Raw genomic sequence first — 23,478 nt, forward strand, 5'->3', positions numbered from 1 at the left:
CAAATTGTTTGCCCAACTCTCTTACTGCTGTCGATTTACCCACCTGACGGGCACCTCTTAACAACAAAGGTTTGCGAGCAGGGCGCTCAGCCCATTCTTTTAGATAGCTGTCTATTAATCTTGGGTAATACATCTTATAAATTATAAAGAGTTATATATCAGCCGACAAAGATACAAAATTAAAATTATCCAAAGAAATAAATTGCTATTTTTTACAAAAATCCAAAGAAATAATCTGCTTATTTTCGCAAAAATCCAAAGAAATAATTTGCTTTTTGTTAAAAGTTTCAAAGCACAAATCACCTACTAAAAGTTTTTCTTCTACTAAAAATAGTTCTTTTTTATTGTCACCGAAAATATCAATCTCATAATACTTAAGATAAGCCTTATAAAAAGTAAACCTATTTCAGGATATGACACCCATTGCACCCATTGCTCTCACAATCGCTTGTGCGGCTCGCACCTCATTGCTTCCACAATCGCTCGTACGCCCATCAATTCAAAATTCAGAATTCAGAATTCCCCTCTAATTCAAAATTCAATTCCTCTCTCTCAAAAATATGTAACGTATGATTACTATCTAAGATATAGACCTTATTTTCTGAGACTTTTAAATCTCTAAGGCGAGTAAAACTATCATCTCTTTCCACTACTGCAATAGGATCTGAAACATAGATAATTTCCTTGGTGTTGATGTCTAAAACACCAAATTTTAGTTGTTCAGTAAGATAAAAGTACAATAGATTATCTTGAATAACATAACTTCCTGCAGTATCATTTGCTTTTTTGATGTTATACTTTTCAAACTCTTCCTGTAAGCCATATTGAGTAACAAAAGGAGGCTCTTGGGTTAAATCTATTTCAATAAAGACATCTACTGCTAAGCCTAAAATTTTTCCTTTTTCATTGTCTAAGAGATAATCACTTCTAAAAAAGCCTTTGCTATCATCATAAGAACTCGTACTTGTTTTTCCTATAGCTTGGTGATATTCAGGGATACGATATCTTAATTCTCCTGTTTCAATATCTAAACCTATAAAACCTTCTGCATTTAGAAAAACCCAAAAAATACTATTGTATATACCTATAAATCTCCGTACCTGAAAATCTATCTCTTCATCGGTATATGGGTTTTTCCACTTCCCAAGAGAAGAAAGAGAAAATTCCCAAAGATGTTCTTTCTTTTGAATAGAAAAGGCTCTGATAGATGTTTTATCATTTTTTATATATATATATATATATTCATTTGAGAAAACACTGATAGAAGACCTATCTATATATTCAAGCTCTATAAGATTGTCTTTTTTGTCTATGAGAATAGTATTATTTTCATCTTGGTCGTAAGCTATGTAAAAGTTAGACAACTTATAGAAGACTCTGTCTTTTCCTTCTTCTATTAATTCTAGATTTTCATCGAAAATTTTATAATTATCTTCCCATTCACTGAAATAAAGCTTATTGTTAAAAACAATCATTGAATTTAGAGGAGTGCTGTAAAGCATTTGTTTTTTTTCTCCACATTGAATTTCATCTGATGTATTGATGTAATAAGGCTTATTTTTATAGATAACATAGTCTACTACATTATCTATTTTAGAATTTAGTTTAAACATTTTATTGTGATTTTATAAAATTATAGAGTTCTGAATTTGTATCGTCTATTAGTTCTTTAAATTTTATTACATTTTTCTTTTTATTTGTCAGATTTAAACTCTCTTTTAGTTTAGGATTCATAAACTTTAAAATTTCATCACTATTACGTTTAAACACTTCTTTAAAAGCTTGTTTTACCTCATTTATATTAGCTTTATTACTGTTGATCACATAAGCTAAATCTTTTATTTCGTCAACTTCTTGTAAATAACTTTCAAATTGCTTGATAAAACCTTTATCATTAGCTATTTTACTCCAAGTTTCAGTATTATAGCTTTTGAACTCTTCAAATAAAGGTAAACCTTCATTTCGGTTATTGTTAAACTTCACGTCATAACGGCAGTTGGCACAGATATCATCTAAACCTTTTTCAAACTTCATATCTAAATGCTCAATGTTTTCAGGTGTATATTTCTTAGGGTTTTTCTTAAAGGTGGATAACATATGCTGTGTGCCTTCACGCATAGCGGCATTGCTACTTAAAGCGCCTTCTTCTATTTTTTTCCATAAATCAGGACGGTTTCTAAAAGTATGAGCAACTTCTACATAGTTTTCTAGCATCTCATCTATGGTACGATCTCCAAAAATTTTCCTTCCTCCATCTTTACAATTACCGCAAGGAGCGTCTTTATATTTAGCTAAGAAATTCTTTAATCCTGATTCACCTCCGATAGCTTTTAGTTTTTCGGCATTTTCAGGGGCTAAATAATGAGTGATTTTTTCTATTGTTTTTGTATCATCTATAAATTTAGAATTTTTAGGGAATACCCCTGCTGGCGCAAGCTTTATAATAAGAGCGTGTCGCTCATTCCTTATCAATTACTTCCCCCCTTACTTGCGTAACCAATGTTTAAACTCACTTGTTAATTTTTTCTCTTTGAGCAAAGATATCATTTCAAATTGGGCTTTAATCTCATTTTGAACCAAAGCATCTTGAAATCCTTCCTTAGATAATATATCCTTATCTTCATCTTGTAGCATTATATCTATTACATTGATAATTGATTGAGAAATATTATCTTCAAAACCTCTTACACCTGACTGACAATATCTTAAAATATCATCTAAAGAAACTATCAACTCATATATCTCTTCTTGTTGATAATCTGTTGCATCTAAATCTGTTTCATCTATGTCGTTAAGCCTTTCGTACAACGAATTAATTTTACTCATATCCATTTGTTCCTTCTCATCAACGAGATTCCACAAATAACTTACGATTTCATTAATCAATGAAACCTCTTCATCGGTCAAAAAAACTTGAATATGATTTTTACACCTTTGAAATAAACCTTCACAAAACCAACTGCCCCAAAAAAGTAAATTATTTTCGGGTATTTCTGAGGTTTTTTTATCAATTTCTTTAAAATACGATCTAAAATCTTCCATTTTATTACTTGAATCTTTCATATTAGTGATATTATTCCCACTGCTGGCGCGAGCTTGTAGCTCGTGCCCTTATCAATTAGGCTTTGTCTTTTTACATTGCACTGACTGGAGGGTTGTTGGAGGTTAGGAGCATATACAACACATTAACAACTTGCATCATTAGAAATATTATCTAATCTTTCCTTTATTTTAGCTTTTAATCTATTTAATATTTGTACATTTTCCTCTTCATATAGGCTAAGATCTATATGTTCTATATGGTTTAAGGTATTTTTATTTCCTTTTAAGCCTATCCACTCTATAATAGAATAATATATTTCATGTTCATAACTTTCAGATACCTCTTGAAATATATCAATCATTCCGTTTATAGCTGAATCTTTATCTGTTTTGTATAACGCTACTAATTTCAAATATTGCTTTTCTATATCTGTCATAATTATTTTATAGTGAGAGTTCAACATAAGAAATATATAGTTAAATAAACAACCATTTTTTAGGTTTCGCACAAAGCCAGCGAGGACTCTCTGCTGGGTATGTGAACACAGATTGTGATGCAAATATAATGTTTTATCATATCAAATTAATGTTAAATTATATCTCCCATTTCTAAGAAAATAATATTATTAAATTCTTTATCCTCACAAAATTCTTTTACACGTTCTGTGCATAATAATAGATTTGTATTCTGTAAAGTGAAGAAATCATAATTATTGATAACCTCCTTATCAAAGAAGATTCCTTTACCTTTTTCACGAGGAATTATTTCCTCTCCTTTTAATTCTGACACTCCAATAAATTCTATTCTTCCTCTTTCTGTCTTAACTAAAGAACTTTGAGGAAGGCAATCAAAATATGTAGGGCTAAAAAAGGATTTTAATGCAATGTCTTCTTGTGGTAGCCATTTCAGTCTTTTAGGATTTTTTGCTTTTAACTCTCTTTCAGTCTTATTAATCTTTACATCTACCCCCTTAATATCTTTAAAGTTTTCTTGTAAAAGATTAAAGACGGATAATTTACATATTTTAATGCCATAACAAAATGTAAAATCTCCGATTTTATTCCCATTACTACCCCAACTATCCCACCAAACATCTAGCAAATTGATTTCTTTAATATTTTGTTTACTACTAGGTCGAAGAATAGCGTATTCTTTTTCTATGTAACTTGTAAATTTATAAACTTTCATTCTGTAATCAATTTATCAATAATTCTTTTCTCAACTTGTATATGGGTATAGATTCCCATTAGTTGATAATCTCCTGCCATTAGTTCTTCCTTAGTTATGGGAGTTTCGCTGTTATCTTTGGCTTTCCAGACTCTCAAATCATCAATAGAGCCTAAAACTAACTCAATATCATTATAATCTGAATGAATTATCCGATCATAAGCAGGCGTTATATACATAAATGGCCATCGTTTTCTTACCACTGGTGTCCAAACGGTATAAAAAGGCTTCATTAGGATTCCAGAATTGACAATAACCTCCATAGGAGTATCAAGACTTCCTGTTTGTTTGAATACCTCAATGAGTACCTTTCCTGCTTCTTCACAAATGGCTCTTGCAAAAGCAAATTGTTTGTTGTGTTCTTCTTTTTTGGGCTTTGCTTTTGGCGAATCTGCTAAAAATAGGGGAATAGCAACTATTTCGCCCTCTCTACTATAAGGATTATTCTTGAGCATATACTTTTATTAGGTTCTCACAGTTTTGAAGGTGTTATTATACGATTTATGCCAATATTGGGATTCAGACAATTCTGCTAATTTTCAGGGCAGAAGAAAGCATAAGCTACAAGGAATGTACTAGCGGAGAGACCTATATCATTTTATTGGATAGTAGATCACAACTTTATCGCCTGACAGATAGAAAATAGTATCGTTCTTTTTCTCTTTTATATAACCAATGTATTTTTCTACAGAATACATAGTATCAATATCAAAGCTATTTAACAGGGCTGGATCTTCTTTAAGTTCTGATAATGTATATCTTAAAAAGCCATTTGCCCTATTCCAAGAAATCTCTTTTAATTTTCCTTCCTTATCATAGCGCGAAATGGTTTTGATAAGCAACTTCCCGTAATTGTTTTTTATAAAACCATCAGGATTATATTGATATGTGTCGGCTACTTTCTCGGTGTGAAGCACCTCAAAATCTCTTTTTGAGTCATTACAGCTTATGAGTAAAAAGCTGATAATGATACTTAGATGAGTCAAGGGGTTGTTTGTCTCCTTATCAGAGGATGGTGTTTTCTGTTTTTTCTTTTTCTGAAAATAATTCAACCCTATATAAAAAGCGAAAATGCAGATACTGCAGGGGATGATAGAGCCATATACTACCACAGGGTTAATCTCCTCTTTCAAAAAGGTAGACCAACAAGCCTCCCTGTGTAAAAACTCAACCCTATTGACATATAGCCAAAAAACTAAAACAATCAAGAGCAATATATACTTGGCGATAGATGATTCAAGAGGTTTGAAAATCAGGCTATAGATAAGAACTATGCAGAATTGGATAGGCATATCATAAAGAATAGCTGTAATGATATCACTTTCCCCATCGATACAAGAATAGCCATCAGGCAAAAATAATATCATCTGAATAGCTCCTACAATTACAGATAAGATGCTTATTTTTATATTTTCTTTCATTTCTATTAAGTATGTAAGTATAGTGATATATTTTAGGGATGAACTATCTATTCTAGTATAGTATGTGTGTTACCAGTTCACATCAGCGACTAAAGAGAGCCCCATCTTTTTAGCTTTTTCAATCATAAAAGGATAGGCATCGTCATAGGAATTGCTGATAATTCCCTCAAGTATTGCTTCTTTGATCGCTTCCTTGAGCTGTCCTACCTCGCGGGAGGGACTTAGACCAAAGAGCTTCATAATATCCTCTCCAGAGATAGGCGGTTGGAAGTTGCGGATATGGTCTTTTTCTTCTACTTCTACTACCTTTTGGCGAACGATTTGGAAGTTCTGATGGTATTTTTTGTATCGTTGAGGGTTTTTGGTAGTGATATCCGCCTCACAAAGGGTCATCAGTGCCTCGAAGTCGTCGCCAGCATCGAAGAGCAAGCGCCTTACTGCCGAATCGGTTACGATATCCTGAGCAATAATGATGGGGCGGGAGCTCATAGTAACCATTTTTTGGACGAACTTCATCTTTTCATTCTGAGGAAGGCGTAAGCGCTGGAATATCTTTACTACCATTTTTCCTCCAAGAAACTCGTGTCCGTGGAAGGTCCAGCCTATTTTCTTGTCAAACCGCTTGGTAGGAGCTTTGCCAATGTCGTGCAGGAGTGCAGCCCAGCGGAGCCAGAGGTCATCGGTATTTTTAGAGATATTGTCCACTACCTCTAGTGTATGCCAGAAGTTGTCTTTATGGCGTTGTCCTTCTTTTTCTTCTACTCCTTGTAGAGCAACTAGTTCGGGGAGGATAAGTGAGAGTAATCCTGTTTCATATAAGAGCTTGAGCCCTATAGAAGGTTTGATGGAGGCAAGTATTTTGTTCAGCTCCTCTGCGATACGTTCATAGGAGATAATCTTAAGTCGTTCTTTGTTGTCCGCAATAGCTTGTAGGGATTTTTCTTCTATATTGAAGTTCAGCTGAGTAGCAAATCGAATTGCCCTAAGCATACGCAAAGGATCATCAGAATAGGTAATATCAGGGGCTAAAGGGGTACGTATGATTTTATTATCCAAATCTTCTACCCCAGAAAAAGGATCAATAAGTTCCCCAAAAGTATCTTTATTTAGGGAAATAGCCAAGGCATTGATAGTAAAATCACGACGATTTTGGTCATCAGTTAGGGAGCCATTTTCTACTGTAGGTTTGCGGGAATCCTCTCGGTAACTTTCCTTTCTCGCTCCTACAAACTCAATATCAATGCTATCAGTCTTGATCATAGCAGTACCGAAATTTTTGAATATCGAAATTTTAGGATTGTTAGGCAATTGGGAAGCGACTCTCTCTGCTAGTTCAATGCCACTGCCTAGGGTGACAATGTCAATATCTTTCGCAATTCCTCTTTCTAATAATAAGTCCCGCACAAAACCTCCCACTACGAAGCATTCTTGTTCGGATTCTTGAGCGATTTTACAGATAAGTTCGAAGATAGGGTTGGTAAGAGATTGGGCGTAATTCACTATATTTTTTTTCATCTAATACAATACAAACTTAAAGATTAATCCCAACTACTTCTTTGAGAAAGGGTATATTTGCCTCCTCCCGTACAAATTAATGAAATAGCTCCTCCTAGGAATAATCCTAAGGTTTCTATAGCCCACCCTCCTGTAGTAGGGTCAATAACGAAGAGTTCGGCTCTATGTACTAAGAAAATGGCTACTAAGCAATTGATAGCTATAATCATAGAAAAAAAACGGGTACGATATCCTATAATAATGAGCAAAGGAGCTATAATTTCAGCTATGTAGGTTCCATAGGCTAATACGGTAGGAAAATGATTATTTTCTAACTGTATTTTTACAAAACTGATATCGTGAAGCTTGGAGTATCCGTGAAAGAGAAGTATTCCCCCTATAAAGAGGCGCAAAAGAAGTATTCCTAATTCCCGAGAGGTGTTATTTGAATTATCTTGGTATATCATTGTGTCTGTCAGTTTAAGTATTGAGCGTTATTTTTTAGTAAATATATGTGTTGATACTTACTTTTATCTTAAAACGCTCATAAAGTAAAGATTTGAACCGTTGTGCGAGCCTAAGATCTGTAAAAATCATAGCACGACTGATACTTGTGGCAAAAACCACTTCTCCAATGAGGTACTCCACTAGGTAGGTACCTTCTTCAGTCATTAATACATAATTAGGATTAAGTATAGTTTCCACGTGTTCTGGAAAAGTTTTTGCAAAGATACAAAAAATAGAATAGGCTCCATAAAAAATTCAAATATTAATATATTAATTTAACATTTTTCTAAATAAAAATCTTTGTGGAAGTCGTATTTTTGTGAAAAAATAATCTATGATGAATCGGGTGCTTTTTATAGGAGCCATTTTAGGAGTATTTTCAGCTGTAGCTCAAGAGGATACAGCGGAGAAGCTCAGGGATAGTATAGCTCCTTATGAAACGGTTATTAATCTGGAGGATGTTTTTGTTTTTGGTAATCAGCCTGCCTTTAGAAATGAAGAGCAAAGGAAAAAATATGAGCTTCTTAAGTATCGGGTGAAAAAGGTATATCCCTATGCTAAGCTTGCTGCAGATAAGCTCTATCAGATAGAACGCACTCTGGACACTCTCCCTAATAACAGACAAAAAAAAAGATATACTAAAAAGGTACAAGAGGAAGCAGAAGCCCGCTTTACCGATGAGCTCAAAAAGCTATCTCGCTCTCAAGGAAAAATATTGATCAAGCTTATTTATAGACAAACAGGAGATTCAGCATATGATTTAGTGAAAAACCTCAGAAGTGGTTGGCGTGCCTTTTGGTACAATAATACCGCTTGGTTCTATGACTTGTCTCTTAAGAGTGTTTATAATCCCTTAGAGGTAGAAGAGGATTTTTGGATAGAAGATATTTTACAAAGGGCTTTTTCCAGAAAAGAATTGGAGGTACAAGAGCCTGCTTTTCCTATTGACTATGAAGCAATAGAAAAAAAATGGCGTAATTCCTCAAAAGAGTAGTTTTTCACAAAAGGAAAGCCACCTATGATAGCTCATAGATGACTTTCGTGTTGTAAAATTATTTAGAAAGAAAGTTTGATACCAAAATTTACTCCTAAAGAAGAGTAAGAAGCTTTCTCAGTAAGTTTTTTAGCAGAATTGCTTCTAAGTTCTTCTTGAGAGGCTTCTTCTACATAATCAGTATGTTGGTTATATACTTGTCCTCGGAGAACATCATTATAGGAACCATTAGTAAAGCCTTCTAAGGTCTTGAGGGGAATTTCTACATTTCTATTTTGCCCAGCAACACTGATGGTAGCTTTTAGGGTTTGGTTGAAGTCTTTTAGCTCAGAATAATCACGCTTTACAGAAATATTCATATATTCTAGTTCAGTGAAGAAAGCTAATTTTTCAGTAATATTGTATTTGTATCCGAAAGCAGCAATAGTTCCAAAAGGGAATTTTCCTTTATAATCTTCTGTATATGAAGTTTCTATCGTTGCTCCTTGCTTAATAACAGCGGTAGCAGGTAATCCAGAAAGTCCTGGGAGGCTTATTCCTAATCGCGCAAGAGCAGCTACAGGGATATCTTGGTTGGTAGTAGTGTAGGAGTGGGCTAAGGCTTCAGTTTTTCCGCCTACTTTGGTAAGAAATCCAAAACGTCCGTAGAAGTTGTCTGTAAAGTTGTAGATCACTGATAGGGCAGCACCGAAAGCGCGACCACGCCCCTTTACTTCTCCATCTATAGTAGCAGTAAGAGGTGTTCCTGCAATATTCTTTTGGCTCACTTCACGTTTTACTAGTTGGTCTTCTCCATAGAGATACCCTGCACTGACATCGATTCCCCAAGTTTTGTTAAAAAAATAACCGACCCTGAGTTGGCTATTGATTCCCTCACCGAAAGTACCAAAGCGGACACTTTCTTTGCCGTTGATACTCTCTTCACCAATTTTGGTGGAAGGTACTCCCCAGGCGTAACCTCCTGTGACAGATACATAAACCTGAGCGGAGGCGGTGTAGCCAGCCAGTAGAAGGCCTGCTACAAGAAAAATTCTCTTCATATGAAATTAATTAAAAGAATGATTTTTTTATTGTTTTTGTTCTTCGAGCCATTGTTGAGCCACACTTAGGGGGCGTGCAATGATAGCTTTTTCTCCTTGAATGAGGATAGGACGTTCTATAAGTTTAGGATATTGGTGCAGTAACTCAATGATTTGTGTATCAGAGAGAGAATCACTGCCTACTTCCTTCCAAATAGCTTCTTTCTTGCGCACCAAATCGATAGGAGGGATACCTAATTTGCGTAATAATTCTTCTATCTGAGCTATAGAAGGTGGATTGTTGAGATAGTCAATAATCTCAATAGGCTGTTCATCTTCTCTTAAGAAAGCCAAGCACTCTCGGCTTTTGCTACAATGGTTATTATGATATATTTGTAAAATAGGTGTTGTTTCCATCTTTTTGAAATAAGCTACAAAAATAGTTTATTTTTATAAAATAGCAAAATAATATTTTATTTTTTAATTGAAATAGTTGATTTGTGCTTCTACCAAAAATACTAATTTGTCTTTGTAGCGTACTTCCTTGCGTATCCAATTTCCTTTTTTGTCATACTGATAGGAAAGCTCAGAATAAGCGGGGAGGGTTCCATTAGCAGACATAGACTGTTGGTAAGGTAATTTGTCGTCTTTATAGAGATAAATCACCTTCATATTATCTACGAAATCCACATAGTCGTCCTTTGTAATTTTTGTATGATAGCCATCAGTATTATATTCATTATGAAAGACATATTTTTTGTCGTTGTTAGGTGTTCTATAAACTTTGTCCAACACCTTATTATCCTTGTCGTAAGTAGTGTAACATTTTTCAATAAGTTCTCCTTCGGTGGTAAAAGTCATACAATTGAAGGGGTTACCGCGCTCATCTAATTGGCAAATGGTAGTACGGCGATGATCGGTTTCTCGGCTCTCTTTCTTTTTGTCATCATACGTGGTGGAGATTTCTTGAGTCATTTCTCCTTTTTCGTTATATATTTTCTCATTTATGCATCTATTTTTGTTGTCATAAAAGAGTTTTCTGTGTCTTGAAACTTCATTTTTGTTATTGTAATCAATTTTTTCAATTACTTTACCTGCTTTATTGAATTTTATAAAGGTGTTTTTATCGAATAGAAGTCCATCACTGATATTTTTTTCAATTGTTTTGTCTTCTTTTTCATTTATATTATAGGGTATGATACGTACAGACTCAATATTTCCCTTTAATCGTAAGTAGGGAAGCATATTATCGTCTTGAGAGAAGGCGGGAAAGGCGTATAAGGTAATTAATAAAAAATATAAAAGCTTCATAATGTAGTGTTTTAGTAATAAGTTATTTTTCTTTTGATAGTAGCCACAGCTTCTTCGTCAAGGAAATACGTTTTTTCGATCCAATTGCCTTTGCTGTCGTGCTTGTACTTGAGCGAAAAAGTTTGAGAAGGTTCTTCGCCTGATGTAACTATATATTTGGTAGGGAAAAGCCCGTTTTCGTATAAGTATTTGGTAGAGAAATGTAATTCATAAGTCCTATTCACCTTATTGTCTATCTTTGTGAATCTGTTTTTATCATCATACTCATAGGAAATGCTATGAACGAGTTTGTTTTTATCATCATAAGAAAGAGACTGAGCGAGGAATCCATTTTTGGAATGTTTGAGCACCCTTTTCCCTTCCAATTTTCCTTCGAAATTGTACGCTAAGATCTCAGAGGGAAGGAGATTGTCGCCTAAAAAGATTACCATTTTAGATTTTTTGTTAGGAAAACCCGTAGAAGTAATGGTAGCAGAGGCTTTTTTCTGCTTATCATCATAGGTATAGGAAGTGGTTTGAGTAAGTTTTTCAGGGACAATCTCAAGAACTTCCTTGGAGACACGATTTTTGTCATCATAAGTCCATTTTTGAATTGTTTTAGGCTGTCTTCCCCGAAAATAAGTATCCAATTCGGTGATACGTCCCTTTTTGTCAAAGAGGAGGAACTGGTCATCATCTAAGGGATCAAACAAAAGCGCCTCAGCAGCTTTTTCGAGTTTGCTCTGAGTGATTGTCAGGGATTTTACATTGCCCTGTAGCTGATAGACTTGTTGGCGTTTTTCATTCTGTCCCCAAGCGAGGGAACCTATGAATAAGAATAAGTAGATAAGCTTCATAAAAATTAGTAATAAGAAATTTCTCTTTTGACAACTGCCATAGGGATATTGTCATAACAATAAGTTTTTTCCGTCCAATTGCCGTATTTGTCTATTTTGTACTTGATGGTGCTATAGAAAGGGAAGCTCCCATTACTACTTTCCTTCTGTGAGGCAGGGAAACGATAATCTTCGTAGGTATAGAGAGATTTGGAGGTGATAAAATTCTCATAATCCTCTATAATATGTTCTGTAATCCTATTTTGAGCATCATAGGTAAAGAAATTCGAGCGAGTTTTCTTGTTTTCTTTGTTAGAAAAGGATTGTTCAGTAGAATTTCCCTTGTTATCAAAGTTATAAATAATCTTTAGGTAAAGAGAACCATCCACATCGTACTGAATATATTCTTTTACGTTCTCCTTTTCGTTGAGTAAAAATAATTCCTTGTAGGTAACCCCAGGTTCTAAAGATAGAGTCCTCTTACCTCTATACAGATTTTCCTTTTTGTCGAAATAAAAAGTGGTAATATCGGTAGAATTATCCTTGTAATAACGCCTTTCCTTTTTGGAAAGTCTATTTTGATTGTCGAAAAGATATTTTATAAGCGCCGTAGGTTTTCCTTGGTCATAAAGAGTTTGCTCAGTCAGTTGCCCCTTCTTGTCGAACAATAGGAGCTGGTCTTTGTCTATTTCATTTTCTATACGGATATTTATGTCACTATCTACATAATCGATTGTAGTGCGCACGGACTTCACCTCCCCCGTGAGGAAGTAAGGAGATGTCCTTGTAAGCACTTGTCCGAAGCAGGTATAGGAAAACAATAATAGGCAATAAATTATAAATGTTTTCATAGGATTATATTCATTCAGTTAGTTATTATCTATCACGAATTTGATATAACAGAAGCTCCTTAGAAAAGTTAATCACTAAGTCTCTTAAAATGTTTTATGACAAGTGACCCCAAAGCTATTAAAAATAAAATATGGTGAATGGGTTCTAAAAATAGAATCTTAAAGCTATATGCTATATAAATTTCAAAGTCACTAAACTGAGTAATACCATCCATCCCAAAATTTTTATGTATAAAATAGAGATCTAAAGAGGATATACTCTGTAAAAGGAACCAACCTAATATGAGGAAATACTCCCAATGGTGCTTATTTACAAATTTCTTTATTATGAAGAAACTTATTAAGTAGGGAATGAGTCCTATAATAATAATGTATTTGAAGCTTACCATTGTCTATTATAACTAAAGAAACAGTAAATAAGGAGGGAGATTATATGAGGTCACTGAGGTTTTCTACTGCTACATAGCGTTCCACATTGAATCCTTCGGCATAATCACGGTTGATAAGCATACCCAGCTCCTGAGCGCGGAACTTGATACTGTCTTGGAAATTTTGGCTAGTAATGACTGTTTGAGGGTCATTCCCTTCATCGGGGAGGAACTGCGAACGATAGGCGTATACAGTCTCGATTTTCTTCTCTAAGAAGCCTGTGATATCTACCACAAAATCAGGACGTAGGTCTTTCCATTGGATATAGTGATAGACTACCTTGGGGCGCCAAGCCTGTTGAGGAGTGCCATCATCATCGGTAGTTTCGATACGGCGTAAGCCACTGAGGAAACAGGCGTCACTGACAAGCTTACCTCCTTTGCCGTGATCAATATGCCTATCATCGAGCGGATTACAAATGACAATTTCAGGGCGATATTTACGTACTTTTCTTACGATTTCCAATTGGTGCTCTTTGTCATTGAGGAAGAAACCATCGGCAAAGCAAAGGTTCTCTCTTACACTTATTTGGAGGATACGAGCAGCTTCCTCTGCTTCTTTACGGCGAAGTTCGGCACTGCCACGGGTGCCCAATTCTCCCTGAGTAAGGTCGATGATCCCTACTTTTTTCCCTAAGCTAATTTCTTTGGCGAGAGTGCCTGCACACCCAAGTTCTACATCGTCAGGGTGTGCTCCGAAGGCTAAAATGTCTAATTTCATACTATTTATTATTAAGTTTTTTATAAAAGAATGGAGAATAATCATTCTATAATTTGTGCAAAAATACAAAAACTTTTTCAAAGAAACGTACTTTGAAAAAGTTTTTACTAAAAAAATATGAGAGTAGCTAAAAATATACTTTTTTAAAAATAGGATATGATTAGTTTTTTACTCGGAAAGCTTGTTCTTGAGGATAATAAGCAACCTCTCCTAATTCCTCTTCTATACGAAGAAGTTGGTTATATTTAGCCATACGATCAGAACGAGAAGCAGAACCAGTTTTGATTTGGCGGGTATTAAGTGCCACAGCGAGGTCAGCGATGGTGTTATCTTCTGTTTCTCCAGAGCGGTGAGACATAATAGAGGTATATCCTGCTCGATGAGCCATATCCACAGCAGCAATAGTTTCGGTAAGTGTTCCTATCTGATTTACTTTGATAAGGATAGAGTTAGCCACTCCCTGAGCGATACCTCTTTCTAGGCGTTCTACATTGGTTACAAAAAGGTCATCTCCTACAAGTTGTACACGATCTCCGATGGCTTCAGTGAGTTGTTTCCATCCTTCCCAATCGTTTTCATCCATACCATCTTCAATGGAGATGATAGGATATTTATTTACTAATTCGGTAAGGTAAGCTACTTGCTCAGCAGAAGTGCGTTTTTGCCCCTTAGCTCCCTCGAACTTAGTGTAATCATATACACCATTTTCATAAAACTCAGAAGAAGCACAGTCAAGAGCGATTTTCACCTCTTCACCGAACTTATATCCTGCTTTTTCTACTGCTTTTTTGATAGTTTCAATAGCATCTTCAGTACCTTCAAAGGTAGGAGCAAATCCTCCTTCGTCACCTACAGCAGTACTAAGACCACGATCATGAAGAACTTTCTTAAGATTATGGAAGATTTCAGCTCCCATTTGCAAAGCGTGAGAGAAGGATTCAGCTTTAATAGGCATAATCATAAATTCCTGAAAAGCAATAGGAGCATCGGAATGAGATCCTCCATTGATGATATTCATCATAGGAACAGGAAGGTTATTGGCACTTACACCTCCTACATAGCGGAACAGAGGTAAGCCCAATTCAGCAGCAGCAGCTTTGGCTACAGCTAAGGATACTCCAAGGATTGCATTTGCTCCTAGCTTGGATTTGTTAGGAGTACCATCAAGCTCAATAAGAACTTTGTCTATTAAGTTCTGGTCAAATACATTCATTCCAATGATTTCTTCTGCAATAATATCATTGACATTTTCAACAGCTTTCAGAACGCTTTTACCTAGGTATTCTTTGCCTCCGTCACGAAGCTCAACAGCTTCATATTCACCTGTAGAAGCTCCTGAGGGAACCGCAGCACGTCCTTTAGCACCACCATCGGTTACTACATCTACTTCAATGGTGGGGTTACCTCTTGAATCGAGGATTTGTCTGGCATGTACATCTAAAATGATACTCATATGATTGATATTTTAAGATTACAAAACTAAATAATTATGTGTTATAGATTCATAAAGGTTGGCAATCAGCATCTCTCTGATTACCAACCTTTGGAACTTTTATTTTTTCTTATTTTGAGCAGCATTACGTTGGGCTTCTGCTTGCTCCATCATTTCACGCATTTTTCTTTGAAATTTGCTTTCTTTTCGAGGTTTTTGTTTGTTCTCCTGTATCTTGGCGTGAATACGTTTTTCATCAATAATCCAATATTTGATAGCTAGCATTATAAAGATAGTAATCAGGTTGGAGATAAAGTAATATAAGCTCAGCCCACTTGCATAATTATTGAAGAAAAATAGCATCATAATAGGGGAGATGTACATCATAAACTTCATATTAGGCATTCCTTCTTGTTGAGGTTGTTGCATTTGCCCTGTAGTCATTAGCATATAGATTAGCATGGTTATAGAGGCTAATATAGGGAATAAGCTCACGTGATTACCATAGAAAGGAATACTAAAGGGAAGGTGGGCGATAGAGTCATAAGAAGATAAATCTGTAGCCCATAGAAAAGATTTTTGACGAAGTACAAAGGCTGTTGGGAAGAAGCTGAATAAAGCAAAGAAAACAGGCATTTGTAAAAGCGCAGGAATACAACCACTAAGAGGATTTACCCCAGCTTTACTATACAAAGCCATTGTTTCTTGTTGGCGCTTCATTGCGTTTTCTTGACCTTTGTATTTGTTGTTAATTTCCTCTATTTCAGGGCGAAGTACTTTCATTTTAGCTTGAGAAAGATACGATTTATATTGGATAGGAGAAAGTAGAATACGTACAATAATGGTCAATACAATAATGGCTAAACCTACAGTCATAAAATTACTTAATAAATCGAATACAGGAATTACAAACCATTTGTTAATCCAACCAAAAATACCCCAACCTAGAGGAATAGCCTTGGTAAGCCCATATTCTTTATCATATTTTTTAAGTAAATGATAATCAGAAGGTCCATAATAGAAGTGAAGAGATTCGTTAATTTCTCCAGAGATATAGGTAATAGGAAAAGAAACGGAAAAGTCTTTCGTGTTCTGTACATTTTCACCTTCAGAAGTAGCCAAGTTTTCAACCCTGAAATTTCCTTCAGAAAAAGGCTTGTCACTAATGAGAAAAGAACTAAATAAGTGTTGCTTGAAATCTACCCATTGTACTTTATTCAGTGTTTTGGTCTCTACACCGCTTCCGCCAATACTTTTATCATCATTATTTTCATATTGTGCTACAGCTAAGGTATATCTGTCCTCATAGGTAACACTTTTTTCCATACGGCGGGCTTTGAGCTTCCAAGAAAGGATAGGGGCATCTCCTGTATTAAGAGTTTTGCTAAGTCCTACACTACGAATCTGGAAATCTAAAAAATATTCATCGGGACGAAGTGTATATAGATATTCAAGGTATTCTGTAGCCGATACTTTGAGCTTCATAGAAAGGGTATTTCCAGAAAGAGTTGGCTCAAAATATAGGTCTTTTGTTTCTAATGTGCGATGATCATTGGTGGCAATCTTCAAGGAAAAAGAAGCATTATTATCTTTGATAAGCTCAACAGGCTTTCCGTTATAAGTTTTCTGATTTTTGATTAATAAATAGCTAATATACCCTCCTTTGTTGCTTACTTGTACTTTAATGAGTTCGTTTTCCATTTCAGTATAAGCTCCTTCTTTAGCAGAAGGTAGGGTAGCGGCATAGCCAAAAGCTCCTAATTGTTCTTTATACTTATTGAGTCCTAAAGAATCTGTAGGGAGAGAGGTTAAGGGTTGTTCTGCGGAGGAATCCTTGTTTTCTACAAAGGTTTTAGTCTCTGTAGAGGTAGTAGGAGTAGAGGTAGATTGATTATTATACATAAAATACATAAGAATCACAAACATTACCACCATTCCTATAAGAGAGGTGAGATTCGTACGTCTTTCTTCCATAGACTTTTTTATAAATATGATTTAATTTTTAATTATAAGGCAAAGGTACAAACAATTTTCAAACTATCCAACAAGATTATTTTTCAAGTTTGTACTTTAGAGCAGCTTGAACGAAAGCAACAAAAAGAGGATGAGGGCGAGCTACAGTACTCTTATACTCTGGATGATACTGAACTCCTATAAACCAACGATGTTCAGGTAACTCTATGACTTCTACTAAGCCTGTGTTAGGGTTAATTCCTGTACAGAGTAGCCCAGATTCCTCTAAAGGCTTCTTGTATTCATTATTAAATTCGTAACGGTGCCTGTGGCGTTCGCTGATGTGTTCTTCTCCATATACCTGATAGATTTTGCTATCTTTTGAAAGAGAACAATCCCACGCTCCAAGTCGCATAGTACCTCCTTTTTGAGTGATATGTTTCTGTTCTTCCATAAGGTCAATAACCTTATAGAGTGCATTGGGATTTACCTCTGCTGTATTGGCATTTTCGAAGCCAGCTACGTGTCGAGCAAATTCTATCACAGCCATTTGCATTCCTAAGCAGATACCTAGGAAAGGAATATTCTGTTCTCTTACATACTGAACAGCTTTTATTTTCCCCTCTATACCGCGTTCTCCAAACCCTGGAGCTACAAGGACTCCGTCTAAACCATTGAATTTCTCTTGAATATTATTTTCTTCAAGATATTCAGAATGAATCATAGTAATATCGACCTTCACTTCATTAGCTGCTCCAGCATGGATAAAGGCTTCAAGGATAGACTTATAAGCATCAGGGAGTTCCACATACTTTCCGACAAGCCCAATACGAACTCGATGCTTGGGGTTCTTATGACGTTGTAGGAATGTATTCCATTGGCTCAGGTCAGGAGCTGTACTTTCTGAGAGAGCTAACTTCTTAAGGACCACACTATCTAACCCTTCTAGTAACATAAGGTTAGGGACATCATATATAGTAGGAACATCAATAGATTGAATAACAGCTTCTTTCTTTACATTACAGAATAGAGCGAGCTTCTGCCTAAGATCATCAGGGAGATCTCTATCGGTACGACATACAAGAACATCAGCCTTAAGCCCACTCTCCATAAGAGCTTTTACACTGTGTTGGGTGGGTTTTGTTTTGAGTTCTCCAGCAGCAGCTAAGTAAGGAATAAGGGTCAGGTGTATTACCATCGCATTATCATCACCCAATTCCCATTGTAATTGCCGAACGGCTTCTATATAGGGGAGGGATTCTATATCTCCCACAGTACCACCTATTTCAGTGATAACAATATCATAATCACCTTTTTTTCCTAAGAGCTGAATACGGTCTTTAATTTCATTAGTGATATGTGGAATTACCTGAACAGTTTTTCCAAGAAATTCACCACGGCGTTCCTTTTCTATAACACTTTGATAGATGCGTCCAGTGGTAACGTTATTGGCTTGAGAAGTGTATACGTTAAGAAAACGTTCGTAATGACCCAAGTCTAAATCTGTTTCAGCTCCATCTTCAGTGACATAACATTCGCCATGTTCGTAAGGGTTTAGGGTACCAGGGTCAATATTAATATAAGGATCAAGTTTCTGGATAGTAACCTTATATCCTCTGGTTTGCAGGAGTTTAGCTAAGGAAGCAGCAATGATTCCTTTACCAAGAGAAGAAGTAACTCCCCCTGTTACAAAAATATATTTAGTACTCTTCATATTAAGATTGAAAACATAGGGCAAAAGTAAGTATATTTTGTGAATAAAACAATTACTTTCTATAGGTATTTTATTTAAAAAAAGTCGTACATTTGCCCCTAAAAAAACAAGAGAATGAAAAGATTATTTTTTCTATCATTTATAACATTATTTGGGAGTAATTACCTCTATAGCCAGCAGATGAAAATCAATCAAAGTCAGCAGATAAAAGACCTTATGGAGGTAAAAAAAGAGTTTGGACAACAGGAAAAAACCTATCAAATACAGATTCATAACGGTACCTTATCCGATGCAAACGAACAGATACGGAAAGCCTCTTCTAAGTTCAGTTATCCTTGTTCTCTTATATTTGAAACTCCTAATTATAAAGTGAGAATAGGGACATTTCGTACTCGTTTGGAAGCAGAAAAGGCTTTAACAAAGATTAAAAATGATTATCCTGCAGCCTTTGTAATAGCTCCTTATTAATCAAATTTTACGGAAAAACAAACAATTATTAATCATATACAATTATGTTTCATAAAGAAGGTGCAAAGATTATCTTTGTAAGTGTTATTATTACTGTATTATTATTTTTATTGGTAGATTATACAGTAAGTATAGAATGGTTACGGGTTACTTTACTATTAATTGTTTTAGGATTCTTAGTGCTGGTATTACAGTTCTTTAGAAATCCTAAGCGTAACACGCCTATTAATCCCAATCATATTATTTCTTCAGTAGATGGTAAAGTGGTGGTGATAGAGGAAGTGTTTGAAAATGAATATTTTAATGATAAGGTGAGGATGGTTTCTGTATTTATGTCTCCTCTTAATGTACACGTGACCCGTTACCCTATCAGTGGAAAGGTTGTTTATAGTAAATATCACCCAGGTAAGTATTTGGTAGCTTGGCATCCTAAAGCCTCAGAGGAGAACGAAAGAACAACGGTAGTGGTTGAAAATGAGACCTTTGGTAAGGTTATGTATAGGCAGATAGCTGGAGCTTTGGCTAAGCGTATAGTCAATTATGCTAAAGAGGGAGAAGTAGCCAAACAAGGAGCAGACGCTGGATTTATCAAGTTTGGCTCACGTGTAGATATTTATTTACCACTGAAAGCAGAAGTCAAAGTAACTTTAGGTCAGAAAGTCAAGGGAGGGGTAGATGTTATAGCCGAGATCTAGGAAAGCCTAAGATGAAAGAAACAGGTACTGAATTTTCCGAACTATTGCTTTCTTGGTATGCTTCTCATAAGCGAGAGTTACCTTGGAGAGGAATCAAGAATCCCTATTATGTGTGGCTTTCCGAAGTGATTTTACAACAAACACGGATAGTACAAGGGTTACCTTATTACTTGAGTTTTGTTGAAAATTTTCCTACCATAAAGGATTTAGCAGAAGCTCCTGAAGAAAAAGTACTTAAGTTATGGCAAGGGCTGGGCTATTATTCACGAGCGAAGAATCTTCACTTAGCTGCTAAATATATTCTAGATGAACTAGGTGGAAACTTCCCTACTACTTATCAGGAAATTATTAAGCTTAAGGGAGTGGGAGATTATACAGCAAGTACTATAGCTTCTATTTGTTTTGATGAGCCTAAAGCTTCTGTAGATGGGAATGTATATAGGGTGCTAAGCCGGATATTTGGTATAGAAATTCCAATTAATACTACCCAAGGCGTGAAGTACTTTAAAGAGCTGGCACTAGCTTTATTAGATAAAAAGCGAGCAGGTGAGTATAACCAAGCACTGATGGATTTTGGAGCCATACAGTGTAAGCCTCAAGCTCCTAATTGTCAAGAATGTATAATGAATACTAAGTGCTTGGCTTATACGGAAAATAAAGTAACTATACTTCCCATAAAGCTTCCTAAAATAAAGATTAAACAAAGGTATTTTCATTACTGTATTCTGATTGATTCTGATAATCAAACAATTATCACTAAAAGAATACAAAAGGATATATGGCAAGGATTATATGAGTTCCCTTTGCTTGAATTCTGTGAAAATGTTGAAGACCAAGAAGTTATAGAAAGAATATCTCATACATATTCTCATATAATAAAGCTAGAAAAACATACAAAAACATTTGTTCACAAGCTTACTCATCAGCATATTTATGCAACTTTTTGGCTTATTTATATAGAAAATAAAATGGATAATTCATTGCCTATCAGTGAAGTAGAAAGGTATCCTTTACCTATTCTGATAGCTAAGTTTTTAAAAAATATAATACTATAAATATATTTAATAATGAATGGAACCCTTAATAAAGTAATGCTTATAGGTCGTTTAGGAAATGATGTAAAGCTTACCTATTTTGAAAAAGAAAGTTGTGTAGGGCAGGTTTCTTTGGCTACTGATGATTCTTACACAGATAGAAATACCCAACAGAGAGTAGAGATTACTCAATGGCATAATTTGGTTTTCAATAATAAATTGGCTGAAAATGTAGCAAAGTATGTCAAAAAAGGGGATTTACTTTATGTAGAAGGAAGGTTACGTACGCGTCAGTACCAAGCACAGGATGGACAAGTTCGGTATATTACAGAAGTGGTGGTTTCTGATGTGAATTTCCTTACACCTAAAAAATCTTCAGAAGAAATACCTCCTGCAACCCCTACTCAAGAGGAGCCTCCGTTCTAAATAATGAATAGAAATATTTCTGTTAGGAGAAGTATTCTATAATTTGTATAACTAATTTTTGAATTTTGGATATTGACTCGATAAGGCAACTATTATCCTCAGAAGTTGCAAACTTGCTCATAAGAGCACTTGTTTTTATTTTTCTTTTAGGCTGTTCGGCTTTAATTTCTGGAGCAGAAGTAGCTCTTTTCTCTCTTTCTCCAACTGATTTGGAAGCAGAGGAGCAGAAAAATAATTCTTCATTGGAGATTATTTCACAATTATTGAAAAATCCTCAAAAATTGTTAGCCACTATTCTTATTGCTAATAATTTAGTGAATATATCAATTGTCTTAGTTTTTGCTCCTTTAGGTGATTTTTTCTTTAAAGGAATGCCTGATTGGCTTAGAGCAGTCTTTGAAGTAGGGATACTTACTTTTGTTATTTTACTCTGTGGAGAAATTCTTCCTAAAATCTATGCGAATCGTAATAATATTTTATTCGCAAGTAAGGTTGCTCCTATTATTAGATTTCTAGGAGGAGTTCTTTCATCTCTGAGTATTCCAATGACAATATTTACAAATTTTCTTAATAAGAAACTACACAAAAGCTCCTCTATTTCGGTGGGACAACTTTCACAAGCCTTGGAGCTTACCTCTGATACAGATACTACACAGGAAGAACATAAAATTCTCTCAGGGATAGTTTCTTTTGGAAATACAGATATACGTGCTGTAATGAAGCCTCGTATAGATATCTCGGCAATTAATGAAGAGATGAATTATCACGAAGTACTCCGCTTTATTGAGGAAAATGGTTATTCGAGAATTCCTGTTTATCAAGGAAGTATAGATAAAATAACAGGAATTATCTATGCTAAGGACTTGCTTCCTTATCTTAATAAAGAAGAGAACTTTGATTGGAAACCTATTAAAAGAAAGGCTCTTTTCGTTCCTGAAAATAAAAAATTAGATGATTTATTAGCAGAATTTCAACAAAAGAAAATACATCTGGCTGTAGTGGTGGATGAATATGGTGGAACTTTAGGAATAGTCACTTTAGAGGATATCATTGAGGAAATTGTGGGGGAAATAAGTGATGAATATGATGCAGAAGATACTTTTTATACAAAAATAGATGAAAAAACATTTCTTTTTGAAGGGAAAACCTCTTTAAAGGATTTTTATAGAGTATTGAATGTAAGTGAAGAAGGTCAAGAGAGCTTTGAAAAAGTACGAGGTGAGAGCGAGACAATAGCAGGCTTCTTACTTGAACTTATAGAGGCATTTCCAGAGAAAAATCAATTGATTCCTTTTGATAAATACACATTTTCTATAGAAGATATAGATAAAAAACGGATAAAACAACTAAAAATTACAGTTAAATAATGTATAGATTTTTATTTTTCTTCTTAATATCTATATTGATAGTGGCTTGTCAATCAGAAAGTCAGCCTAAACCTAAGGCTTTTCTTCGATTAGAATATGCCTCTCCTTCTTATGATACATTACAAGGGAATTGTTCTTTTGCTTTTGAGAAAAATAAGTATGCATTAGTAAGTGAGGGAGCCCATTGTAATCTTAACCTAGATTATCCTTCAATGAAAGCAACAATCTATATAACTTATATGCCTGTTAAGAATAATCTTACTGATTTACTTAAGGATGCTCAGAAGCTCACTTACGAACATACAATCAAGGCAACTAACATTGTAGAGCAACCCTATATTAATGAAAAAGAAAAAGTATATGGGATGTTCTATGAGGTGGATGGAAATGCAGCTTCTCAGTCACAATTCTATATAACGGATAGTATAAAGCATTTTGTTACAGGCTCTATTTATTTTAGAGTACGTCCGAATTATGATTCTATCTATCCAGCGGCTATTTATCTGAAAAAAGATATTCGTAGGCTTATGGAAACTACTCACTGGAAATAAGAATAAA

General features: G+C 35.0%; 26 protein-coding genes. 7 read left to right on the top strand and 19 right to left on the bottom strand.

Annotated features, from left to right (window positions below):
• Positions 1-506 precede the first annotated feature (506 nt).
• The 10 genes from RYK20_RS06125 to RYK20_RS06170 form a co-directional block, all read right to left on the bottom strand.
• On the bottom strand, positions 507-1,613 hold the full coding sequence (locus RYK20_RS06125; RefSeq protein ID WP_314894790.1) for a hypothetical protein: 1,107 nt from the start codon (positions 1,611-1,613) through the stop codon (positions 507-509).
• Position 1,614: 1 nt separating this feature from the next.
• On the bottom strand, positions 1,615-2,472 hold the full coding sequence (locus RYK20_RS06130; RefSeq protein WP_314894791.1) for a hypothetical protein: 858 nt from the start codon (positions 2,470-2,472) through the stop codon (positions 1,615-1,617).
• Positions 2,473-2,484: 12 nt separating this feature from the next.
• Positions 2,485-3,063, bottom strand: a complete 579-nt coding sequence (locus RYK20_RS06135) for a hypothetical protein (RefSeq protein ID WP_314894792.1) — start codon at positions 3,061-3,063, stop codon at positions 2,485-2,487.
• Between the two features lie 122 nt (positions 3,064-3,185).
• On the bottom strand, positions 3,186-3,479 hold the full coding sequence (locus RYK20_RS06140; RefSeq protein ID WP_314894793.1) for a hypothetical protein: 294 nt from the start codon (positions 3,477-3,479) through the stop codon (positions 3,186-3,188).
• A 152-nt stretch (positions 3,480-3,631) separates the two neighbouring features.
• A complete protein-coding gene (locus RYK20_RS06145) occupies positions 3,632-4,231 on the bottom strand; it encodes a hypothetical protein (protein WP_314894794.1) in 600 nt (199 codons plus the stop codon).
• Entirely contained in the window at positions 4,228-4,725 is a 498-nt protein-coding gene (locus RYK20_RS06150; protein ID WP_314894795.1) for an Imm26 family immunity protein, read from the bottom strand. Before RYK20_RS06150 ends, RYK20_RS06145 begins: the two co-directional genes overlap by 4 nt.
• Positions 4,726-4,863: 138 nt before the next feature.
• A complete protein-coding gene (locus tag RYK20_RS06155) occupies positions 4,864-5,691 on the bottom strand; it encodes a hypothetical protein (protein WP_314894796.1) in 828 nt (275 codons plus the stop codon).
• 69 nt (positions 5,692-5,760) lie between these two features.
• The gene (locus RYK20_RS06160; RefSeq protein ID WP_314894818.1) at positions 5,761-7,191 is read right to left on the bottom strand and encodes an HD domain-containing protein; all 1,431 of its coding nucleotides are present in this window, start codon (positions 7,189-7,191) and stop codon (positions 5,761-5,763) included.
• Between the two features lie 38 nt (positions 7,192-7,229).
• A complete protein-coding gene (locus tag RYK20_RS06165; protein ID WP_314804064.1) occupies positions 7,230-7,652 on the bottom strand; it encodes a DoxX family protein in 423 nt (140 codons plus the stop codon).
• A gap of 34 nt (positions 7,653-7,686) precedes the next feature.
• Entirely contained in the window at positions 7,687-7,890 is a 204-nt protein-coding gene (locus tag RYK20_RS06170) for a hypothetical protein (RefSeq protein ID WP_314603570.1), read from the bottom strand.
• A 136-nt stretch (positions 7,891-8,026) separates the two neighbouring features.
• Between RYK20_RS06170 and RYK20_RS06175 the strand changes: the two genes are divergently transcribed.
• The gene (locus tag RYK20_RS06175) at positions 8,027-8,686 is read left to right on the top strand and encodes a DUF4294 domain-containing protein (protein WP_314894797.1); all 660 of its coding nucleotides are present in this window, start codon (positions 8,027-8,029) and stop codon (positions 8,684-8,686) included.
• Between the two features lie 62 nt (positions 8,687-8,748).
• On the opposite strand, the gene RYK20_RS06180 is transcribed toward RYK20_RS06175, so the two are convergent.
• The 9 genes from RYK20_RS06180 to RYK20_RS06220 form a co-directional block, all read right to left on the bottom strand.
• Positions 8,749-9,726 carry a DUF2715 domain-containing protein gene (locus tag RYK20_RS06180; protein WP_314894798.1) on the bottom strand — a complete coding sequence of 326 codons (978 nt, stop codon included), beginning with the start codon at positions 9,724-9,726 and terminating at the stop codon, positions 8,749-8,751.
• A gap of 27 nt (positions 9,727-9,753) precedes the next feature.
• On the bottom strand, positions 9,754-10,122 hold the full coding sequence (locus RYK20_RS06185; protein ID WP_314894799.1) for an ArsC/Spx/MgsR family protein: 369 nt from the start codon (positions 10,120-10,122) through the stop codon (positions 9,754-9,756).
• A gap of 63 nt (positions 10,123-10,185) precedes the next feature.
• Positions 10,186-11,016 (bottom strand): hypothetical protein, encoded by an 831-nt coding sequence (locus RYK20_RS06190; protein ID WP_314894800.1) that lies wholly within the window; start codon positions 11,014-11,016, stop codon positions 10,186-10,188.
• 11 nt (positions 11,017-11,027) lie between these two features.
• Positions 11,028-11,852, bottom strand: a complete 825-nt coding sequence (locus RYK20_RS06195) for a hypothetical protein (RefSeq protein WP_314894801.1) — start codon at positions 11,850-11,852, stop codon at positions 11,028-11,030.
• A 5-nt stretch (positions 11,853-11,857) separates the two neighbouring features.
• Entirely contained in the window at positions 11,858-12,682 is an 825-nt protein-coding gene (locus RYK20_RS06200) for a hypothetical protein (protein WP_314894802.1), read from the bottom strand.
• A gap of 429 nt (positions 12,683-13,111) precedes the next feature.
• Positions 13,112-13,831: a bacillithiol biosynthesis deacetylase BshB1 gene (gene bshB1, locus RYK20_RS06205; protein WP_314894803.1), complete on the bottom strand. Its 720-nt coding sequence runs from the start codon at positions 13,829-13,831 to the stop codon at positions 13,112-13,114.
• A gap of 160 nt (positions 13,832-13,991) precedes the next feature.
• A complete protein-coding gene (gene eno / locus RYK20_RS06210; RefSeq protein WP_314894804.1) occupies positions 13,992-15,284 on the bottom strand; it encodes a phosphopyruvate hydratase in 1,293 nt (430 codons plus the stop codon).
• Positions 15,285-15,383: 99 nt separating this feature from the next.
• Complete coding sequence (gene yidC / locus RYK20_RS06215; protein WP_314894805.1) at positions 15,384-17,237, bottom strand: membrane protein insertase YidC; 1,854 nt, start codon at positions 17,235-17,237, stop codon at positions 15,384-15,386.
• A 76-nt stretch (positions 17,238-17,313) separates the two neighbouring features.
• Positions 17,314-18,930, bottom strand: coding sequence for a CTP synthase (locus tag RYK20_RS06220; protein WP_297980734.1), 1,617 nt, complete (start codon positions 18,928-18,930; stop codon positions 17,314-17,316).
• A gap of 114 nt (positions 18,931-19,044) precedes the next feature.
• Here RYK20_RS06220 and RYK20_RS06225 point away from each other — a divergent pair, with 114 nt between their 5' ends.
• The 6 genes from RYK20_RS06225 to gldD all read left to right on the top strand — a co-directional run bounded on the left by RYK20_RS06225 (position 19,045) and on the right by gldD (position 23,471).
• Complete coding sequence (locus RYK20_RS06225) at positions 19,045-19,398, top strand: SPOR domain-containing protein (RefSeq protein WP_297980736.1); 354 nt, start codon at positions 19,045-19,047, stop codon at positions 19,396-19,398.
• A gap of 44 nt (positions 19,399-19,442) precedes the next feature.
• Positions 19,443-20,093, top strand: a complete 651-nt coding sequence (locus RYK20_RS06230) for a phosphatidylserine decarboxylase family protein (protein ID WP_314894806.1) — start codon at positions 19,443-19,445, stop codon at positions 20,091-20,093.
• 11 nt (positions 20,094-20,104) lie between these two features.
• On the top strand, positions 20,105-21,148 hold the full coding sequence (gene mutY, locus RYK20_RS06235) for an A/G-specific adenine glycosylase (RefSeq protein WP_314894807.1): 1,044 nt from the start codon (positions 20,105-20,107) through the stop codon (positions 21,146-21,148).
• A gap of 12 nt (positions 21,149-21,160) precedes the next feature.
• Positions 21,161-21,553: a single-stranded DNA-binding protein gene (locus RYK20_RS06240; RefSeq protein ID WP_314894808.1), complete on the top strand. Its 393-nt coding sequence runs from the start codon at positions 21,161-21,163 to the stop codon at positions 21,551-21,553.
• 65 nt (positions 21,554-21,618) lie between these two features.
• Complete coding sequence (gene gldE, locus RYK20_RS06245; RefSeq protein WP_314894809.1) at positions 21,619-22,920, top strand: gliding motility-associated protein GldE; 1,302 nt, start codon at positions 21,619-21,621, stop codon at positions 22,918-22,920.
• Positions 22,920-23,471: a gliding motility lipoprotein GldD gene (gldD, locus tag RYK20_RS06250; protein ID WP_314603555.1), complete on the top strand. Its 552-nt coding sequence runs from the start codon at positions 22,920-22,922 to the stop codon at positions 23,469-23,471. The genes gldE and gldD overlap by 1 nt, the downstream gene beginning before the upstream one ends.
• Positions 23,472-23,478 lie beyond the last annotated feature (7 nt).

Source organism: uncultured Capnocytophaga sp. (genome assembly GCF_963525585.1).
Lineage (GTDB): Bacteria > Bacteroidota > Bacteroidia > Flavobacteriales > Flavobacteriaceae > Capnocytophaga.

What these genes read in the sequence shown, in the direction of transcription:
- RYK20_RS06125 (WP_314894790.1), bottom strand. Translation starts at nt 1,613, where the DNA reads ATGTTTAAACTAAATTCTAAAATAGATAATGTAGTAGACTATGTTATC.
- RYK20_RS06135 (WP_314894792.1), bottom strand. Translation starts at nt 3,063, where the DNA reads ATGAAAGATTCAAGTAATAAAATGGAAGATTTTAGATCGTATTTTAAA.
- RYK20_RS06140 (WP_314894793.1), bottom strand. Translation starts at nt 3,479, where the DNA reads ATGACAGATATAGAAAAGCAATATTTGAAATTAGTAGCGTTATACAAA.
- RYK20_RS06145 (WP_314894794.1), bottom strand. Translation starts at nt 4,231, where the DNA reads ATGAAAGTTTATAAATTTACAAGTTACATAGAAAAAGAATACGCTATT.
- RYK20_RS06150 (WP_314894795.1), bottom strand. Translation starts at nt 4,725, where the DNA reads ATGCTCAAGAATAATCCTTATAGTAGAGAGGGCGAAATAGTTGCTATT.
- RYK20_RS06155 (WP_314894796.1), bottom strand. Translation starts at nt 5,691, where the DNA reads ATGAAAGAAAATATAAAAATAAGCATCTTATCTGTAATTGTAGGAGCT.
- RYK20_RS06165 (WP_314804064.1), bottom strand. Translation starts at nt 7,652, where the DNA reads ATGATATACCAAGATAATTCAAATAACACCTCTCGGGAATTAGGAATA.
- RYK20_RS06175 (WP_314894797.1), top strand. Translation starts at nt 8,027, where the DNA reads ATGATGAATCGGGTGCTTTTTATAGGAGCCATTTTAGGAGTATTTTCA.
- RYK20_RS06180 (WP_314894798.1), bottom strand. Translation starts at nt 9,726, where the DNA reads ATGAAGAGAATTTTTCTTGTAGCAGGCCTTCTACTGGCTGGCTACACC.
- RYK20_RS06185 (WP_314894799.1), bottom strand. Translation starts at nt 10,122, where the DNA reads ATGGAAACAACACCTATTTTACAAATATATCATAATAACCATTGTAGC.
- RYK20_RS06190 (WP_314894800.1), bottom strand. Translation starts at nt 11,016, where the DNA reads ATGAAGCTTTTATATTTTTTATTAATTACCTTATACGCCTTTCCCGCC.
- RYK20_RS06195 (WP_314894801.1), bottom strand. Translation starts at nt 11,852, where the DNA reads ATGAAGCTTATCTACTTATTCTTATTCATAGGTTCCCTCGCTTGGGGA.
- RYK20_RS06200 (WP_314894802.1), bottom strand. Translation starts at nt 12,682, where the DNA reads ATGAAAACATTTATAATTTATTGCCTATTATTGTTTTCCTATACCTGC.
- bshB1 (WP_314894803.1), bottom strand. Translation starts at nt 13,831, where the DNA reads ATGAAATTAGACATTTTAGCCTTCGGAGCACACCCTGACGATGTAGAA.
- eno (WP_314894804.1), bottom strand. Translation starts at nt 15,284, where the DNA reads ATGAGTATCATTTTAGATGTACATGCCAGACAAATCCTCGATTCAAGA.
- yidC (WP_314894805.1), bottom strand. Translation starts at nt 17,237, where the DNA reads ATGGAAGAAAGACGTACGAATCTCACCTCTCTTATAGGAATGGTGGTA.
- RYK20_RS06220 (WP_297980734.1), bottom strand. Translation starts at nt 18,930, where the DNA reads ATGAAGAGTACTAAATATATTTTTGTAACAGGGGGAGTTACTTCTTCT.
- RYK20_RS06225 (WP_297980736.1), top strand. Translation starts at nt 19,045, where the DNA reads ATGAAAAGATTATTTTTTCTATCATTTATAACATTATTTGGGAGTAAT.
- RYK20_RS06230 (WP_314894806.1), top strand. Translation starts at nt 19,443, where the DNA reads ATGTTTCATAAAGAAGGTGCAAAGATTATCTTTGTAAGTGTTATTATT.
- mutY (WP_314894807.1), top strand. Translation starts at nt 20,105, where the DNA reads ATGAAAGAAACAGGTACTGAATTTTCCGAACTATTGCTTTCTTGGTAT.
- RYK20_RS06240 (WP_314894808.1), top strand. Translation starts at nt 21,161, where the DNA reads ATGAATGGAACCCTTAATAAAGTAATGCTTATAGGTCGTTTAGGAAAT.
- gldD (WP_314603555.1), top strand. Translation starts at nt 22,920, where the DNA reads ATGTATAGATTTTTATTTTTCTTCTTAATATCTATATTGATAGTGGCT.